Source organism: Streptomyces sp. NPDC006733, assembly GCF_040636125.1.
In the GTDB taxonomy this organism is placed as follows: domain Bacteria; phylum Actinomycetota; class Actinomycetes; order Streptomycetales; family Streptomycetaceae; genus Actinacidiphila.
Window position 1 is genome coordinate 324,843 of sequence record NZ_JBEYJD010000002.1, and the last position, 16,577, is coordinate 341,419.

15 protein-coding genes are annotated in these 16,577 nt (G+C 72.1%); 4 read left to right on the top strand and 11 right to left on the bottom strand.

Annotated elements, in window-relative coordinates; all coding sequences use genetic code 11:
- Window positions 1–69 precede the first annotated feature (69 nt).
- Complete coding sequence (locus tag ABZ721_RS03710) at window positions 70–762, top strand: DUF5995 family protein (protein ID WP_358786914.1); 693 nt, start codon at window positions 70–72, stop codon at window positions 760–762.
- Window positions 763–783: 21 nt separating this feature from the next.
- Here the strand turns inward: ABZ721_RS03710 and ABZ721_RS03715 are convergent, their stop codons facing one another.
- The 9 genes from ABZ721_RS03715 to ABZ721_RS03755 form a co-directional block, all read right to left on the bottom strand.
- Window positions 784–1,242: a phospholipase gene (locus ABZ721_RS03715; RefSeq protein ID WP_358786915.1), complete on the bottom strand. Its 459-nt coding sequence runs from the start codon at window positions 1,240–1,242 to the stop codon at window positions 784–786.
- A 132-nt stretch (window positions 1,243–1,374) separates the two neighbouring features.
- The gene (locus ABZ721_RS03720; protein ID WP_358786916.1) at window positions 1,375–3,078 is read right to left on the bottom strand and encodes an NAD(P)/FAD-dependent oxidoreductase; all 1,704 of its coding nucleotides are present in this window, start codon (window positions 3,076–3,078) and stop codon (window positions 1,375–1,377) included.
- A 50-nt stretch (window positions 3,079–3,128) separates the two neighbouring features.
- Window positions 3,129–3,929, bottom strand: coding sequence for a carbon-nitrogen hydrolase family protein (locus ABZ721_RS03725; protein WP_358786917.1), 801 nt, complete (start codon window positions 3,927–3,929; stop codon window positions 3,129–3,131).
- 154 nt (window positions 3,930–4,083) lie between these two features.
- Window positions 4,084–4,539, bottom strand: a complete 456-nt coding sequence (locus ABZ721_RS03730) for an Lrp/AsnC family transcriptional regulator (RefSeq protein WP_138353010.1) — start codon at window positions 4,537–4,539, stop codon at window positions 4,084–4,086.
- Between the two features lie 10 nt (window positions 4,540–4,549).
- Entirely contained in the window at window positions 4,550–6,034 is a 1,485-nt protein-coding gene (locus tag ABZ721_RS03735; protein ID WP_358786918.1) for an amino acid permease, read from the bottom strand.
- A 334-nt stretch (window positions 6,035–6,368) separates the two neighbouring features.
- Window positions 6,369–7,808, bottom strand: a complete 1,440-nt coding sequence (locus ABZ721_RS03740; protein ID WP_358786919.1) for a GuaB1 family IMP dehydrogenase-related protein — start codon at window positions 7,806–7,808, stop codon at window positions 6,369–6,371.
- A 154-nt stretch (window positions 7,809–7,962) separates the two neighbouring features.
- Window positions 7,963–8,277, bottom strand: coding sequence for a barstar family protein (locus ABZ721_RS03745; RefSeq protein WP_358786920.1), 315 nt, complete (start codon window positions 8,275–8,277; stop codon window positions 7,963–7,965).
- A complete protein-coding gene (locus ABZ721_RS03750) occupies window positions 8,274–8,744 on the bottom strand; it encodes a ribonuclease domain-containing protein (RefSeq protein ID WP_358786921.1) in 471 nt (156 codons plus the stop codon). Before ABZ721_RS03750 ends, ABZ721_RS03745 begins: the two co-directional genes overlap by 4 nt.
- Before the next feature lie 48 nt (window positions 8,745–8,792).
- Window positions 8,793–9,551 (bottom strand): GntR family transcriptional regulator, encoded by a 759-nt coding sequence (locus ABZ721_RS03755; protein ID WP_358786922.1) that lies wholly within the window; start codon window positions 9,549–9,551, stop codon window positions 8,793–8,795.
- 185 nt (window positions 9,552–9,736) lie between these two features.
- On the opposite strand from ABZ721_RS03755, the gene ABZ721_RS03760 reads away from it, so the two are divergent.
- Complete coding sequence (locus ABZ721_RS03760) at window positions 9,737–10,834, top strand: glycosyl hydrolase family 18 protein (RefSeq protein WP_358786923.1); 1,098 nt, start codon at window positions 9,737–9,739, stop codon at window positions 10,832–10,834.
- A 27-nt stretch (window positions 10,835–10,861) separates the two neighbouring features.
- On the opposite strand, the gene ABZ721_RS03765 is transcribed toward ABZ721_RS03760, so the two are convergent.
- On the bottom strand, window positions 10,862–11,848 hold the full coding sequence (locus ABZ721_RS03765; protein WP_358786995.1) for a sugar-binding domain-containing protein: 987 nt from the start codon (window positions 11,846–11,848) through the stop codon (window positions 10,862–10,864).
- Between the two features lie 110 nt (window positions 11,849–11,958).
- On the bottom strand, window positions 11,959–12,624 hold the full coding sequence (gene rpe, locus ABZ721_RS03770; RefSeq protein ID WP_358786924.1) for a ribulose-phosphate 3-epimerase: 666 nt from the start codon (window positions 12,622–12,624) through the stop codon (window positions 11,959–11,961).
- Between the two features lie 181 nt (window positions 12,625–12,805).
- On the opposite strand from rpe, the gene ABZ721_RS03775 reads away from it, so the two are divergent.
- Complete coding sequence (locus ABZ721_RS03775) at window positions 12,806–14,959, top strand: MMPL family transporter (protein WP_358786925.1); 2,154 nt, start codon at window positions 12,806–12,808, stop codon at window positions 14,957–14,959.
- Window positions 14,960–15,119: 160 nt separating this feature from the next.
- Window positions 15,120–16,523 (top strand): phosphatase PAP2 family protein, encoded by a 1,404-nt coding sequence (locus tag ABZ721_RS03780; protein WP_358786926.1) that lies wholly within the window; start codon window positions 15,120–15,122, stop codon window positions 16,521–16,523.
- The last annotated feature ends 54 nt before the right edge of the window (window positions 16,524–16,577 follow it).

The following is a 16,577-nucleotide window of genomic DNA, read 5'->3' on the forward strand; positions in this document are numbered from 1 at the left end:
CGTCACCCGTTCCAGGGAAGCACCGGCGAGCGGCCGTGCCCCGTGCCGGCCGGCTGGGACGCTGGGTCCATGACGACGGTGCGGCGGGCGCTCCCCGGTGACGTGGACGAAGTGGTGGCGCGGATGCGCGCGGTGGGCGCCTCGCTCCCACCGCACGACGGCGTCGCGGTCTTCAACCGCGTCTACCTCTCCGTCACCGAGGAGGTGCGGCGGCTGATCTCCACCGGCTTCTTCGACGACGCGCACGCCGCCGCCGAGCTGGACGTGCGCTTCGCCGGCCGCTACCTGGCGGCGGTCTGCCCGGACACGCCCCGGAGCGGCGCCCCGGCCTGCTGGCGCCCGCTGCTGCAGCTGCGCGGGCACCGCGGGGTGCGCCCGCTGCAGTTCGCGCTCGCCGGGATCAACGCGCACATCGGCCACGACCTGGCGCTCGCACTGGTCGACACCTGCCGGGCCCTGGAGCGGGAACCCGCGACGATGGAACGGGACTTCGAGCGGATCGGGGACGTGCTGGTGGCCATCGAGGAGCGGGTGCGCGAGGACCTCATGCCGGGCCCCGACCTGCTGGACATCGCCGACCCGCTGACCCACCTGGTCGGCGCCTGGAGCCTGGAACGGGCGCGGGACGCGGCCTGGGCCGCGTCCCGCCTGCTCTGGTCCTTGCGGCACACCGGAGAGATGTACCGGGAGTGTGCCGACCGGCTCGACGCGGGCGTGGGGCTCGTCGGCCGGTTCCTGCTCACCCCGCTGGCCGGTCGCTGACGCGGGGCGGGGGCCGGAGGGTCAGCCGAACTGCTTGACCGCCTGGTAGTACGTCCAGGCGAGGCTGTTGCAGGCGGCCTTCTTCACGGTGTTGTAGCCGTGCGAACCGCAGACCCGCTTCAGGTCCTCGTAGAGCATGCTGTCCAGCCGGGGCTTGTTGGCGCTGAACTGCCCGGCCGCCTTGTAGTTGCGGTAGCCGAAGTCGTGGTGGGCACAGGACAGGTTGAACGGGAAGCCCAGCGGGTTGTCGGGCGACGACGAGCAGTAGTCCGTGGACCAGTCGAAGCCGTAGGCGGACCAGGCGCCCTGGTTGTTGCGCGCCGAGATGAAGGCGTTGTAGCTGGAGGCGCTGGTCTGGGTCCAGCTGGAGAGGACCTGGGGTTTGTCGGCGGGTGCCGCGGACGCCGGAGCGGCGGCTCCGGCGACGGCGATCAGGGCGGCGGCCGGAACGGCCAGGAGTACGGGCAGGCGACGGCTCATGCGCTACCTCCGGGTTGCGGCGGCCCGCGTGGGGCGGACCGCTTACTCGGAGGATTGCACTCCACGGCGCTGGCGTCCCGCTATACGACTCCTTAAGCGCGGAACACCGCAGGACGACGCCCTGACGCCGGCTCAGTCCTCGTCGAGGAAGACCGGCGCGATGTCCTCGTAGACGTCGCCGGGACCGGGGTTGGTCGCGTCGGTCCCGCCGCCGAAGTGGTGCATGACGCCCCACACCGCGTTGAGCGCCGTCTGCACCGCGCCCTCGGCCCACCCCGCCGTCCAGGAGATGTCGTCGCCCGCGAGGAAGATGCCGCGCTTGTCCTGCGGCAGCGTGTCCTGCATGAAGTGAGTGAACAGCCGCCGCTGGTAGCGGTAGTGGCCGGGCAGGTTCGCCTTGAACGCGCCCATGAAGTAGGGCTCGTTCTCCCACGAGACGGTCACCGGGTTGCCGATGATGTGCGAGCGGATGTCGACCTTGGGGTAGATCTCCCCGAGCGAGGTCAGCATGACCTCCATGCGCTCGTTGGCGCTCAGCGGAAGCCACTTGAGGCTGTCGTCGCACCAGGTGTACGACAGGCAGATGGTCGCGGGCCGGTCCGGGCCGTCGTCCAGCAGGTACGTGCCGCGGGTCATCCGGTCGGTGAGCGTCATGCTCATCACGTCCCGGCCGGTCTCCTCGTCCTTGTCGAGCCAGAACGGGCGGTCGACGGGCACGAAGAGCTTCGACGACTCCATGTAGTGGGTGCGCTCGATCGCCGTCCAGTGGTCGATCGGGAAGAGCGAGTCGTCACAGGCGATCTTGGACAGCAGCATCCAGGACTGCGCGGTGAAGACCGCCGCCGGGTACGTCCGGATGTCGCCCGCCGCGTCGGTGACCGTGATGCGGTTGCCGGCGGTGCGGTGCAGCCGGGTGACGGCCGGGCGCGGGTCACCGCCGTGCAGCGAGGCCAGCGAGGTGCCCCGCTCCCAGTGCACGAGCTTGTCCGGCTCGCGGTCCCACAGCCGCAGCGGCAGCTGCTGGCTGCCGCCGACGATGCCGTGGTGGTCGTCGTCGGCGCCGGTGTAGACGACCCGCAGGATCTCCAGGATGGAGTTGGGGAAGTCGGTGTCCCAGCCGCCGGTGCCGAACCCGACCTGGCCGAAGATCTCCCGGTGCCGGAAGGACTTGAAGGCCGGGGAGTCGCAGAGGAAGCCGTAGAAGGTCTGGTTGTCGAGCTTCTCGACCAGCGCGGACCAGATCCTGCGGATGGTGGGGATGTCCCGCTCGCGCAGCGCGCGCTGCATCGAGGAGAAGTCCGCGCCGTCCTCCAGGCACGCGTTCCAGGCGTGCATCACCTGGTGGTAGACCTCGGGCAGGTCCTCGACGGACGTGGCGTAGTGCGACTGGCCCTTGAGGTCCACGACGGTGGAGGGGGTGCCGGGCGCCAGCGGGTTGGGGAACGGCCGGGTCCGCAGCCCCACCAGGTCCACGTAGTACTGGAAGGCGGTGGACGACGGCGGGAAGCGCATCGCGCCCATCTCCGCCGTCAGCCCGGCGTCGCAGCCCTCGAAGCCGACGGTGCGCAGCCGGCCGCCGATCTTGTCGGCCTCGTAGACGACCGGCTTGAGGCCCATCTTCATCAGCTCGTAGGCCGTGATGATGCCGGACAGGCCGCCGCCGATGACCGCGACCTCCGTGCCGTGCTCGGTCGCGGGTATGGAGCCGAGCCCGGCCGGGTGCGCCAGGAAGTCGTCGTAGGCGTACGGGAAGTCCGGCCCGAACATGGTGATCGGGGGCTCGGCCTGCGCCTGGACGTGCTGCTCGTCGTGGACAGCGGTGGGCACGGACGTCATCGGGGGGTCTCCTCGCGAAACAACGGAAAAGTGGTCGGCCGGACGTCGCGTCAGACGAGCGTGCGGTACAGCTCGGGCCGCCGGTCGGCCAGATACGGGGTCTCGTCGCGCGCGGCCCGCAGCACCCCGGGGTCGGCGTCGGCGATCACCAGCTCCTCGCCGGCTCCGGCGCGGGCGCGGACGGTGCCGTCGGGGCCGGCCAGGCAGCTGAGCCCGGTGAAGTGGAACTCGCCCTCGGCCCCGCTGCGGTTCGCGTAGGCCAGGTGCAGCCCGTTCTCGTACGCGCGGGCCGGGACGAGGGTCCGGGCGACGAACTCGTACGGGCGCATCAGCGCCGTGGGGACGACGAGCAGCTCGGTGCCGGCCAGGGCGTGTGCCCGGACGTTCTCCGGGAATTCGACGTCGTAGCAGACCAGCAGCCCGATCCGGGTGCCGTCCAGCTCCGCCTGGACCACGGCGGTGTCGCCGGGAGCGAAGTGCTCGCGCTCGAAGCCGCCGAACAGATGGGTCTTGCGGTAGTTCGCCAGCGCGGCGCCGTCCGGGCCGATGAGCTGCGCGGAGTTGAAGACCGCGGTGCCCGCCCGCTCGGGGTAGCCGTACACGATGGCGATGCCGTGCTCGGCGGCGATCTCCGCGACGCGCCGGGCGCCGGGGCCGTCGGCGGCCTCGGCCAGCTCCGGGGTGCGGTCGCCGAGCGCGTACCCGGTCAGGTACATCTCGGGGGTGGCGAGCAGCCGGGCGCCGGAGGCCGCCGCGCGGCGGGCGGCGCCGTCCAGCGCGGCCAGGCTGGCGCCGGTGGACTCCGGAACGCCGCCGGGGCCTTGGTACAGCGCGATGCGCAGCGGCGGCATGGATCCTCGTTCGTCGCTCGGGAGTCTGTTCGGGGTCTCCTAGACGGTACGTTTCCGGCCACCTGGGCGACAAGATCTGTCCATTGCGCACCCACCAGCGATTCGTTGCGTCCGGGAGCCACTGGGCGGCGATCTGTTGCGCGGGCCGGACGGATCAGGCGGGCGAGCCCGAGGTGTAGCGCCGCAGCAGCGGTGAGAGCACCAGGACGGACTTGGTCCGCTCGACGAACGGCTCCCCGGCGATCCGCTCCAGGACCCGCTCGAAGTGCCGCACGTCGGAGGCGAAGACCTGGACGAGGGCGTCCGCCTCGCCGGTGACGGTCGAGACGGTCGCGACCTCGGAGTAGCGGGCCAGGCCCCGCAGGATGTCGCCGGGGCCGGTGTTGCGCCGGCAGTAGATCTCGACGAACGCCTCGGTCTCCCAGCCGAGCGCCGCCGGGTCCACCCGCACCGTGAAGCCGGTGATGGCGCCGGAGGCGAGCAGCCGGTCCACCCGCCGTTTGACGGCGGGGGCGGAGAGCCCGACCTGGGTGCCGATGTCGGCGTAGGAGCGCCGGGCGTCCTCGGCAAGGGCATGGACGATGCGTTCGTCGAGATCATTCAGGCGCACAGCGGGTGGTTCACACTTCTTCTCGGGCGAGCTGGGAGCGGCGCATGCCGTACGTGAAGTACAGCACGAGTCCGCCGGCCATCCAGATTCCGAACCACTTCCAGGTCTCGGCCCCGAGGCTGGTCATCATCCATCCGCAGAGCAGGAACCCGATGGCGGGGGTGACCGGGGAGAACGCGACGCGGAAGGTGCGCGGCAGGTCGGGCCGGGTGCGGCGCAGGATGATCACCGCGACGTTGACCAGGGCGAAGGCGAAGAGCGTGCCGATGCTGGTGGCGTTGGCGAGCTCGCCGAGCGGCACCAGCGCCGCCAGGACGCCGCAGAAGAGCGAGACGATCACGGTGTTGGCGCGCGGGGTGCCGGTCTTCCGGTCGACCTTCGAGAAGACCTTCGGCACCAGGCCGTCGCGGGACATCGAGAACAGGATGCGGGTCTGGCCGTACAGCACCGTCAGCACCACGCTGGCGATCGCGATGACGGCGCCGGCGGCGAGCAGCACCGCCCAGAAGCTCTGCCCGGTGACCTGGCGCAGGATCAGCGCGAGGGCGGCGTCGGCGTCGCCGAACTCCTGCCACGGCATGGCGCCGACGGCGACCAGCGCCACCAGGCAGTACAGCACCGTGACGATGAGCAGTGACAGGATGATCGCCCGCGGCATGTCGCGCTTGGGGTTTCTGGCCTCCTCACCGGCGGTGGAGGCGGCGTCGAAGCCGATGTACGAGAAGAACAGCGTGGCGCCCGCCGCGCTGACGCCCGCCATGCCCAGCGGCATCAGCGGACGGAAGTTGCCGGCCCGGATACCGGTGAAGGCGACCGCGCAGAACAGCACCAGCGCGGCGATCTTCACGACGACCATGACGGTGTTGACGCGGGCGCTCTCCCGGGCGCCGCGCAGCAGGAACGCCATGGCGAGCAGCACGACCGCCAGGGCGCAGACGTTGACGACGCCGCCCTCGCCCGGCGGCTTGGCCAGCGCGTCCGGGATGGTGTGCCCGATCGTGCCCTGCAGCAGTTCGTTGAGGTACTGGCCCCAGCCGACCGCGACGGCGGCCACCGACACCCCGTACTCCAGGATCAGGCACCAGCCGCAGAGCCAGGCGACGAACTCGCCCATCGTGGCGTAGGTGTAGGAGTACGAGGAGCCGGAGACCGGGATGCTGCCGGCCAGTTCGGCGTAGGAGAGCGCGGAGAACAGCGCGGTGAACCCGGCGATGACGAACGAGATCACGACCGCGGGCCCGGCCTCGGGGACGGCCTCGCCCAGCACCACGAAGATGCCGGTGCCCAGGGTCGCCCCGATGCTGATCATCGTCAGCTGCCACATGCCCAGCGAGCGCTTGAGCTCCCCGCCGTCGCCGTGGCCGCCCTCGGCGACCAGCCGGTCGACGGGCTTGCGCCGCATCAGCCTGCCGCCGAAGCCGCCGGCGGGGGGCCCGCCCGGGCGGTCCGCCCGGGTCGGGTCGGGGGTGGACGGCGCTGCGCCGGATCGTGCCACTGCGGGGGCTCCTTGGTCGTGCCGGTCGGACGGCGGCGGCGAGGTCGCGGCGGCACCGTACGGGAGTGCGCGTCCCGGCGCACTACCGGTGGGAACCGCCGAGCTGGGGTCGCCACCGCTCCACGTACAGGGCATGACCCTACGAGGTATGACGGATGCCCGTAATGCGGGTCCATTGCGCATCCGCGGATGATCGTTGCGCGAAAGCGGCGTGCCGCGCCGAATCGTTGCCCCCGTGGGGGCGGGTCGTTGCGTTGTCCGGTTTGCGGGGGGCCGGAACGCGGGAGCGCCGGACCGCGGTCTCCCCCGGTCCGGCGCTCAGCGGGTGGTGCGATCAGCTCCAGCTGGCGTGCAGGGCCTTGCCCTCGGCGTAGCCGGCGGCGCTCTGGATGCCGACGATGGCCTTCTCCTCGAACTCGGCGAGCGAGCCCGCGCCCGCGTAGGTGCACGAGCTGCGCACCCCCGCGATGATCGAGTCGATCAGGTCCTCGACGCCCGGGCGGGTCGGGTCGAGGAACATCCGCGAGGTGGAGATGCCCTCCTCGAAGAGCGCCTTGCGGGCCCGGTCGTACGCCGACTCCTCGCTCGTGCGGTTGCGCACCGCGCGGGCCGAGGCCATGCCGAAGCTCTCCTTGTAGAAGCGCCCGTCGGCGCTCTGCTGGAGGTCGCCGGGGGACTCGTAGGTACCGGCGAACCAGGAGCCGACCATGACGTTGGACGCGCCCGCGGCCAGCGCCATCGCGACGTCGCGCGGGTGCCGGACGCCGCCGTCGGCCCAGACGTGCTTGCCGTACTTCTTCGCCTCGGCGGCGCACTCCAGGACCGCGGAGAACTGCGGGCGGCCCACGCCGGTCATCATGCGGGTGGTGCACATCGCGCCGGGGCCCACCCCGACCTTGATGATGTCCGCGCCGGCCTCGATGAGGTCGCGCACGCCCTCGGCGGCGACGATGTTGCCCGCCACGATCGGCACCCGCGGGTCCAGCGCGCGCACGGCCTTCACCGCGGCGAGCATCGACTCCTGGTGGCCGTGGGCGGTGTCGACGACGAGGGTGTCGACCCCCGCGTCGAGCAGCTGCTTGGCCTTGACGGCGACGTCGCCGTTGATGCCGACGGCCGCGGCGATGCGCAGCTTGCCGTTCGCGTCGGTGGCGGGCGTGTACAGGGTCGCGCGCAGCGCGGCCTTGCGGGTCAGGATGCCGACCAGCCGGCCGTCCGCGTCCACGGCCGGGGCCAGCTTGCGGTTGGCGGCGTCCAGCCGGTTGAAGGCCTCGCGCGGGTCGATGTCCGCGTCCACCAGCAGCAGGTCGCGCGTCATCACCTCGGAGAGCTGGGTGAAGCGGTCCACGCCGGTCAGGTCGTGGTCGGTGACGACGCCGACCGGGCGGCCGTCCTCGACGACGACGCCGGCGCCGTGCGCCCGCTTGGGCAGCAGCGACAGCGCGTCCGCGACGGTCTGCGAGGGGGCCAGCGTGATGGGGGTGTCGAGGACCAGGTGGCAGCTCTTGACGTACGCGACGACGTCCGCGACCACGTCGATCGGGATGTCCTGCGGGATGACGACGAGGCCGCCGCGGCGGGCGACCGTCTCGGCCATCCGGCGGCCGGCGATGGCGGTCATGTTCGCGACGACCAGCGGGATGGTGGTGCCGGTGCCGTCGGGGGACGCGAGGTCCACCGCCTGCCGGGAGCCGACCGCGGAGCGGCTGGGCACCATGAAGACGTCGTCGTACGTCAGGTCGTAGGGGGGCTTCACGTCGTTGAGGAATCTCATACTGGCTCTCTCACCTGCTGTTGTACGTCTGGGGCGGGTGGGGAGTCAGCACCGAACCAGCACCGTCCAGGCTGCGGCTCCTACGCCATCATCGCCGACGCGACCGAGTTCTGGCGAACCGGAGCCCCTCGTTCTGTGCCTTCCACCAGCGCACTCACCGCTCGTTTGTGGCTTCCTCCACGGTCACGTGCAGGGGGGTGTCGGTGTGCTGCCAGAAGTCGGAGGCGTCGCGCAGGATCTGCGTGACGATGCGCCACTCGCGGGGCGACGCGGCGGCGTACTCCTGCCAACCGGTGACCCGCAGCCGGCGCGGGGCCGCGGCCGGGCACCAGGACAGGTCGGTGAGGCAGTCCGCGAGGGCGTCCCAGTTGCGGCCGAAGTACTCCGGGAGGGAGAGCGACGTGGCGCAGCGGTCCATGAACTGGGGCCGGGTGGTGACCCCGGCGAGGTCGAGCACGGTGGCCGTCACCGCAGCACCGCCTTGAAGGTCTGGTAGTGGTCGTCGGTGTAGTAGTACTCCCCGCCGTCGCCGGTGATGATCCGGCGGGCGCCGCGGTCGCGCGAGCCCGGGGTCGTGACGGTGTACTCGTGGTAATAACCGGACTTGTGGGCGGGCAGTTCCCTCTCGTGGTTGCCGAACACCGCCCCGTCCTTCGCGTAGGGGTACGGGCCGCCCCGGTCGATCAGCGCCAGGGTGTCCCGCGCCTCGGCGGGCAGCCGTCCCGCGCCGACCTGCGCCCGCCCCGCGGCCCAGCGCGGCACGGAGGCGGTCGGGCCGGAGGCGGCGGGGGCGGAGGCGGTGCCCGAGGACGCCGGGGAGCCGGTCGTGTCCCCCGCCCGCGTCCGGCCGGCGTGCGAGGAACAGCCGGCGAGGAGCAGGACGAGGCACATCAGAAGCGCGGCGGGGACCGCGCGCGTGGCGGACCGCAGCAGCATGCGGCCGATGCTGCCACACGCCCGTGGCCGGAACGCGGTGGCGCGCGGTCAGACGGTCGGGGTGACCCGCGGGCTCGCGGCGTCGGGCGGCCCGCCGAGGGCCAGCTGGGAGACGAGCCGGTAGCGGTCGCCCCGGTAGACGGCGTGGGTGTACTCGAAGAGCCGGCCGTGCTGGTCGCGGGTGACGCGCTCGCTGGACAGCACCGCCGCCCCCGGGCTGATGCCGAGCAGCGACGCCTGCACGGTGTCGGCGGACAGCGCCTCGTGGACCTGCTCCGCGGTGGACGGCTCGATGCCGTAGCGGTCGCGCAGCAGCGAGTAGAAGGAGCCGCCCTCCACGTCGTCCGCGGTGGCGCCGGGCACCAGCTCGCCGAGCACGTGGATGGTCTCCAGGGCCATCGGCTCGTCGTCGACCAGCCGCTGCCGGGCCACCCGCAGCACGGGGGTGGCGGCCTCGACCCGCAGCCTGCTCCCGATGCCCATGCCGGCCGGGATCACCGAGTGGTCGAGGACGCGGCTGGTCCACGTCCCCGGCGCCGCGGGGTAGCCGGACCGGTCGGCGGCCGGTGCCGTCACGATCCGCTGGGAGATCTTGGGGGCTCCGACGAACACCCCCTGCCCGTGCCGGCGGACCAGCCAGCCGTCCCTGACCAGCTCGTCCACCACGGCACGCAGCGTCGGCCGGGACGTCTCCAGCTCGACGCAGAGCCGTCGCTCGGCCGGGATGGCCTGTCCCACCGCGCGGGCCTCGATCAGCGAGATCAGGTGCTCGCGGATCAGGTCGCGCTTTCTCAGTCCGGCAGTCATCGGGTACGCCGCCTCCGCGCAGTGGCCCGCAGGGGCCGGCTTCGTGGCGCCAGTTTAGGACCACTGGCTGCTTCACGCTAAAAAAGTGACCACTTCTTGACCACTTGACGCCTTCTGGTCCACCATCAGCCCCAGCGCCACCCCCACTGGTCAAGATTCTGGCAAACTCCCCGGAGGCCAGCACCATGCGCAATCGCCGACTCCTCACCGCCGCCGCGGCGGCCGCCGCCTGTACGGTCGCGGCTCTCACCGCGGGCTCCGCCCTGGGCTCGCCCACCCCCGCCCCCGCCCACGCCGCCCCCGCCCCCGCCGCCGCTCCAGGGGTGCAGCTGCAGGGCTGGCTCTACCCCGGCTCCGCCGGTGAGCCGCAGTGCGCCGGGCAGGCCGAGTACGCCGACGACCGGCTGAAGGGCGGGGCGCTCAAGCCGGAGTACTGGGCGGTCCAGCCCAACGGCACGCTGCTGCTGGAGACCGCGGCGCAGGGCCTGTGCAACGCCTACAGCGCGGCGAACGTCGCCGACCTCAAGGCGCACTCGGCCTACCAGTACCCGACCGTGTCGGCCATGGACACGCCCACCGTCCGCGCCCTGGTGGGCAGTTCGACCCGCCGCGGGCAGGCCGTCCAGCAGCTCACCTCGCTGGTGGTCGGCGCCGGCCTGACCGGGGTCGATGTCGACATGGAGGACTACTGGTCCTGGTCCACCGGCGACTTCGCGAACTACCGCACCTTCCTCACCCAGCTCGCCACGTCGCTGCACGCCGCCGGCAAGCGGCTGCAGGTCGACGCCCCCGCGATGACCGAGGACGCGCCCTACTACGACTACGCGGCCGTGGTCGCGACGGGTGTCGACGAGCTGGCGATCATGGCCTACGACGCGGAGTACGACTCCGAGCCGGGCGGGAAGTGCAAGGCGATCACCCCGTACGCCTGGCTCCGGGAGGTCGTCGGGTACGCCCAGGGCAAGGTGCCGAACCGCGACAAGCTGGTGATCGGGCTGCCCTCGTACGGCTACAGCGCCCCCGCGGCCTGCGACACCGCGGGCATCGAGGGCAACATCCCGTTCAGCGTGATGCGCGGCAAGCCCGGCTGGTCGGGCAGCGCCGCCACCGTCGAGCAGCGCCGCGACAGCGGTTCCGGCGAGATCCGCTGGACCTCGGGCGGCAGGCTCTACGACTACGTCGACCGGACGGCGATGGACCGCAAGCTCCAGGTCCTCACCGGCCTCGGCGTCACCAAGGTCTCGGTCTGGTCCCTCGGCGGGAATCTCTGGTTCACCCGCTGAGAGACCGGCCCCGGCGGACCGTGCCCGTCACGGTCCGTCGGGGTCCGCGCGGTCCAGGGCGGGGCGGGGGGCGGCGCCGGTCGCGTACAGCAGGTGGTCGGCGGCTGCGGTGTCCGTCACCAGGCTGGTGACCAGCCCGGAGCGCAGCACGGCGTCGATCGCGGCGGCCTTGCGCAGCCCGCCCGCGATGGCCAGCACCTCGGGGATCCGGCGGAGCCGGTCGGCCTCGATGGTGATGCAGCGCTCGCCCAGGTCGCGGCCGACCCGGCGCCCGGCGGCGTCGAACAGGTGCGAGGACATCTCGGCGGCGACGCCGAGCCCCGCGTAGTGCTCGCGCTCCGCGTCGGTCAGCGCGTCGTGGACGGTGGAGATGCCGGCCGCCCAGGAGCCGATGGAGACCACCGCGACGGTGACCTTGTCGAAGTACCCCATGGCGGCGGCGATGCCGCTCTGGGCGCGCAGCGTGGCGGCCGTCGCCGGGTCGGGCAGCACCATCGGCGCGTACAGCGGGTGCGCCTCGCCGCCGGAGACCGCGGCGGCGGTCCGCACCGCCTCGACGGAGCCGCGCTCGGCGGTGCCCACGTCGTACACGCCGGTGAGCTGGACGACGGTGCACGGCGGCAGCCGGTCCAGGGCGTTGGCCATGGTGATGATGGAGCGGCCCCAGGCCAGGCCGAGCACGTCGCCCTCGGTGACCAGCTCGCCGAGCAGGTCGGCGGCGACCTTGCCCAGGTTCTCCGGGTCGGGCGCGTCGGACTGCTCGGGCGGCGTCTCGACGACGACCGCGTGCCGCAGGCCGTAGCGGGCGCGCAGCGCGTCCGAGCGCTCGGCGTCCAGCTCGGCCGGGACCCGGATCTCGATCCGGACCAGATCACGTTCGAGGGCGGTCTCCAGGACCCGGGCCACCTTGAAGCGGCTCACGCCGAACTCCTCGGCGATCTGGATCTTGGACTTCCCCTCGAGGTAGAAACGGCGCGCCATCGCTGCGGCCTGGACCATCTCGCCGGGGCCCATGCGCACCTGTGTGCGGCCTGTGGTCACGTTGCTCTCCCCAGTTGCCCATCTGATCGGCTCCGCGCTCATCCTCGCAGATGGAACGGTGTTACGGACGCGTAGCCGGAGCGTCAATGGGCACAGGCGGCCGAGGCCAGCTCACGCAGCCCCCGCACGGCCGCCGCCGGGTCGTCCGCGCCGTAGACCGCGGAACCGGCGACGAAGACGTCCGCGCCCGCCTCGGCACACCGTTCGATGGTCTGGGCGGACACCCCGCCGTCGATCTGCAGCCACAGCTCCAGTCCGTGCTTGTCGATGAGCCGGCGGGTACGGCGGATCTTGGGCAGCATGATGTCGAGGAACGCCTGGCCGCCGAAGCCGGGCTCGACCGTCATGATCAGCAGCATGTCCAGCTCGGGCAGCAGGTCCTCGTAGGGCTCGATCGGCGTCGCGGGCCGCAGCGCCATCGACGCCCGCGCGCCCTTCGCCCGGATCTCGCGCGCCAGCCGCACCGGCGCCGCCGCCGCCTCGACGTGGAAGGTGACGGAGCCGGCGCCCGCCTCCACGTAGGCCGGGGCCCAGCGGTCCGGGTCCTGGATCATCAGGTGGCAGTCGAGCGGGATGTCGGTCGCCCGGCTCAGCGACTCCACGATCGGCACACCGAGCGTCAGGTTCGGCACGAAGTGGTTGTCCATGACGTCGACATGGAGCCAGTCGGCGCCTTCCACGGCCTTCGCCTCGTCGGCGAGCCGGGCGAAATCGGCGGAAAGGATACTGGGGCTGATCTGCACGCTCATGGGCCCAGCAAACCAGATCCCGCGAACTCCCTGACCACTGCCCGCGCAGGGAACGCGCCCGATCCGAAAAATGGCGGAACGATCTCGAACACCGGTGCCATGCTGGATCACGGACCGCCCTCCCCGCGGGGTTGGGAAGGGCCGCCCGCACTGTACGCAACGGGGAACGGGGAGACTCGTCGTGAGCGGAACCGTGAGCGGAACCGGACGATGGGCGCACCTGGTGTGCGGCCGTCGCAGCAAGTGGGTCGTGCTGGTCCTGTGGCTGGTGCTGCTGGTGGCGGTCTCGCCGCTGGCGCAGAAGCTGACCGGCGAGCAGAAGAACGATTCCTCGACGTGGCTCCCGGGCAGCGCCGAGTCCACCCAGGTCCTCAACCTGCAGAAGGACTTCATCCCCGACACCGCCCCCGCGGTCGTCGTGTACGCCCGCTCCGACGGCCTCACCGAGACCGACCGCGCCAAGGTCACCAAGGACGCGGCGTCCCTGAGGGCCATGACGGGGCACGGCATCCTCGGCGCCCGTACCGTCGGGCCGGTGCTGGAGCGGTCCGGCACGCCGCGCGCGGCCCAGATCATCGTCCCCGTCAGCGTGGACGCGGGCGGCTGGAACGGCCTGGCCGACGCCGTGCAGGACATCCGGGCCACCGCCGAGGCGAACGCGGGCGGCCTGGAGGTGCACATCACCGGGCCCGGCGGCTACGCCGCCGACTCCGCCGACGCGTTCGAGGGGCTCGACGGCACCCTGCTGTTCGCCGCGCTCGCGGTCGTCGTGGTGATCCTGCTGCTCACCTACCGCAGCGTGAGCCTGCTCTTCCTGCCGATCATCTCCGTCGTCGGCGCGCTGTTCACCGCCCAGGCGGTGATCTACCTGCTCTCCCGGCACGCCGGGCTGGTGGTCAACGCGCAGAGCGCGGGCATCCTCACCGTCCTCGTCTTCGGCGCCGGCACCGACTACGCGCTGCTGCTGGTCGCCCGCTACCGCGAGGAGCTGCGCCGCCACGAGGACCGGCACGAGGCGATGGCCCTCGCCCTGCACCGGGCCGGGCCCGCCGTGCTCGCCAGCGCCTCGACGGTCGCGGTCAGCATGCTGTGCCTGATGGCCGCCGAGATGAACTCGACCTCCGGTCTCGGACCGGTCGCCGCCATCGGGGTGGCCATCGCCCTGCTGGCGATGACCACGCTCTTCCCCGCGCTGCTCGTCATCGTCAGCCGCTGGGTGTTCTGGCCCGCCGTGCCGCACGTGGGGTCCGAGGAGCCCACCCGCAGCGGGGTCTGGGCCCGGCTGGGCGGGCGGATCGCGCAGCGGCCGCGCTCGGTCTGGGTGGCCACCGCGGTGGTCCTCGGGGCGCTCTCGCTCGGGGTGGTCGGCCTCAAGGCGGACGGCCTGACGACCGCCCAGAGCTTCACCGGCACCCCCGACTCGGTGGTCGGCCAGGAGGTCGCGGGCCGCTACTTCCCGGCGGGCGCCGGGCAGCCGCTCGTCGTCATCGCCGACGCGGGGGCGGCGGGCCGGGTGCGCAGCACCCTCGGCTCGGTCCAGGGCGTCGCGCCGGGCTCCGTCACCACCCCGCTGGGCGTGCCCGCCGAGAAGAACGGCCGGGTCTACCTGGAGGCGACCCTGGCCTCGGCGGCGGACAGCCCGCAGGCGAAGCAGACCGTCGACCGGGCCCGGGCCGCGCTGCACGCGGTGCCGGGCGCCCACGCCAAGGTCGGCGGCGGCACGGCCGTGATCCAGGACGCCAACCGCGCGACCTCGCACGACAACAAGCTGCTGATCCCGATGATCCTCGCCGTCGTGCTGCTGATCCTCGGGCTGCTGCTGCGGGCGCTGGTCGCGCCGCTGGTCCTCATCGCGACCGTCGTGCTCTCGTTCGCGGCGGCGCTCGGGGTGAGCACGTTCGCCTTCCACCACCTGTTCGGGTTCGAGGGCGAGGACACCGCGTTCCCGCTCTTCGTCTTCGTCTTCCTGGTGGCGCTGGGCATCGACTACAACATCTTCCTGATGACCCGGATCCGCGAGGAGACCACCCACTCCGGCACCCGCACCGGGACCCTCACCGGCCTGGCGGCGACCGGCGGCGTGATCACGTCCGCGGGGCTGGTGCTGGCCGGCACGTTCGCGGCACTGGGCACCCTGCCGCTGGTCGGCTTCGCCGAGATCGGGTTCGCGGTCGCCTTCGGCGTCCTGCTCGACACCTTCGTCGTCCGCTCGATCCTGGTCTCCGCGATCACCCTCGACCTCGGCCACCACATCTGGTGGCCCAGCAAGCTGGACGCCCCGGGATCCTCCCGCACCCCCGGCCACCAGCGGGAGAACCTCGCGCAGCGGTCCTGACGGGATTCGCCCGCGCCGCTCCGATAGCATGATCGGGCTCACGACGATGGCCCTGATCGTCCTTCCTTCACCGGAAACGCTGCTGAACCAGCACGAAGGGTGAGTTGTTTGACTAACACCTAACACATCGGCCAAACAATTGACTTTCATACCGTCACAAGTGTTTTCGCGTGAAAACCTCAGCATCCTGCTCACCGCGTGGCGCCGGCCGCGGGCGGTCCTGTGGACCGCCGTGAGCGTGGTGGCCCTCGGGTTCCTCATCACCCTGGAGATCACCGCGCGCCACTACGGCCTGCGCGGACCGATCACCAACCAGGTGCGCGAAGTGCTCTTCGCACCCAAGTCCGGGCCGCTGCTGTACGCCGGCATGGCGCTGATGATGCTGGTGCTCACCTGGCGGCAGCGCCTCATCGGACTCGGGGTCGCCCTCGGCATCGACCTCGTCTTCTTCCTGGTGCGGTGGACGTTCGACTTCAAGATGATGTTCGGAAACGGCGCGCTGTGGGTGCTCCTGGCCTACGGCGTCATCGCCGTCACGCACCGCACCGGCCGCGAGCGCGTCCTGCTGCTGAAGAGCGTCGGGCTGGGGCTGCTGCTGGTGACCGGCCGCAAGACCGGCGACATCTGGCTGCTGATCACGTCGAAGACCCGCCCGACGGTGCTCGACCCGTACGTGGCGACGGCCGACCACGCGCTGGGCAACCCGTCGTGGCTGGCGGGCCGGGCCGTCGAGGCCACCGGCCCGGTCGGCCACTTCATCCTCGAAGCCGTCTACATCCAGCTTCCGGTGGCCGCCGTCCTCGTCGCGCTCTACCAACTGCGCAACGTCGGGGCCACGCGCCGCTTCCCGCGCCACCACCTGGTACGCACCTTCCTGCTGATCGGCCTGCTCGGGCCGGCCATCTACATGCTCTTCCCGGTGGTCGGACCGGTCTTCGCGTACGGCACCGGCGGCGCGCACTGGGAGGTGGCCGACCTGTGGCCGCACACCCCCGTGCCGATCGGCGTCCCGCACCCGGTCCCGTTCGACGGGATCACCCCGCGCAACTGCATGCCCAGCCTGCACACGGCGTGGGCCACCGCGATCTTCATCCACTCCCGCAAGGGTCCGCGCAGCCTGCGGCACGCGGGCACGTTCTGGCTCATCGCCACCCTCGGCGCGACGCTGGGCTTCGGCTACCACTACGGAGCCGACATCATCGGCGGCGTCGTGTTCGCCTACACGATCGAGGCCGCGCTGCGCGCGCACGACCGCGGCTGGGAGCGGTCGGGGATCCGGCTGGTCGGCTTCGGCACGGCGGTCTTCGCCGCGATGCTGGCGTCGTACCGCTGGCTGCCGGTGCGGATGGCCGAGACCCCGTGGGTCTTCGGGCCGCTGCTGCTCCTGGCGACGGCCTCGGTCGTCTTCTGCTGCGTGCGGACCACCGCGCGGTGGGACGCCGAGGAGGAGCCGTCGCACGACCGGGGAGCCCGCCCCAGGGCGTCCGCGGTGCCCGCCCAGGGCGGTCCCGACCTCGCCGGCGGCGCCCTCATCGGCGCCCGGACCCGCTCCTCCGTCGACTGAGACGGTCGACAGCGTCGACGGCATCGACGGCATCGACGGAGGAGGGCGGGCCCG

Bases quoted from the DNA above. Each gene is read 5' to 3' on its own strand.
- ABZ721_RS03760 (WP_358786923.1), top strand. From the start codon at position 9,737: ATGCGCAATCGCCGACTCCTCACCGCCGCCGCGGCGGCCGCCGCCTGT.
- rpe (WP_358786924.1), bottom strand. From the start codon at position 12,624: ATGAGCGTGCAGATCAGCCCCAGTATCCTTTCCGCCGATTTCGCCCGG.
- ABZ721_RS03715 (WP_358786915.1), bottom strand. From the start codon at position 1,242: ATGAGCCGTCGCCTGCCCGTACTCCTGGCCGTTCCGGCCGCCGCCCTG.
- ABZ721_RS03750 (WP_358786921.1), bottom strand. From the start codon at position 8,744: ATGCTGCTGCGGTCCGCCACGCGCGCGGTCCCCGCCGCGCTTCTGATG.
- ABZ721_RS03720 (WP_358786916.1), bottom strand. From the start codon at position 3,078: ATGACGTCCGTGCCCACCGCTGTCCACGACGAGCAGCACGTCCAGGCG.
- ABZ721_RS03765 (WP_358786995.1), bottom strand. From the start codon at position 11,848: ATGGGCCCCGGCGAGATGGTCCAGGCCGCAGCGATGGCGCGCCGTTTC.
- ABZ721_RS03755 (WP_358786922.1), bottom strand. From the start codon at position 9,551: ATGACTGCCGGACTGAGAAAGCGCGACCTGATCCGCGAGCACCTGATC.
- ABZ721_RS03710 (WP_358786914.1), top strand. From the start codon at position 70: ATGACGACGGTGCGGCGGGCGCTCCCCGGTGACGTGGACGAAGTGGTG.
- ABZ721_RS03740 (WP_358786919.1), bottom strand. From the start codon at position 7,808: ATGAGATTCCTCAACGACGTGAAGCCCCCCTACGACCTGACGTACGAC.
- ABZ721_RS03725 (WP_358786917.1), bottom strand. From the start codon at position 3,929: ATGCCGCCGCTGCGCATCGCGCTGTACCAAGGCCCCGGCGGCGTTCCG.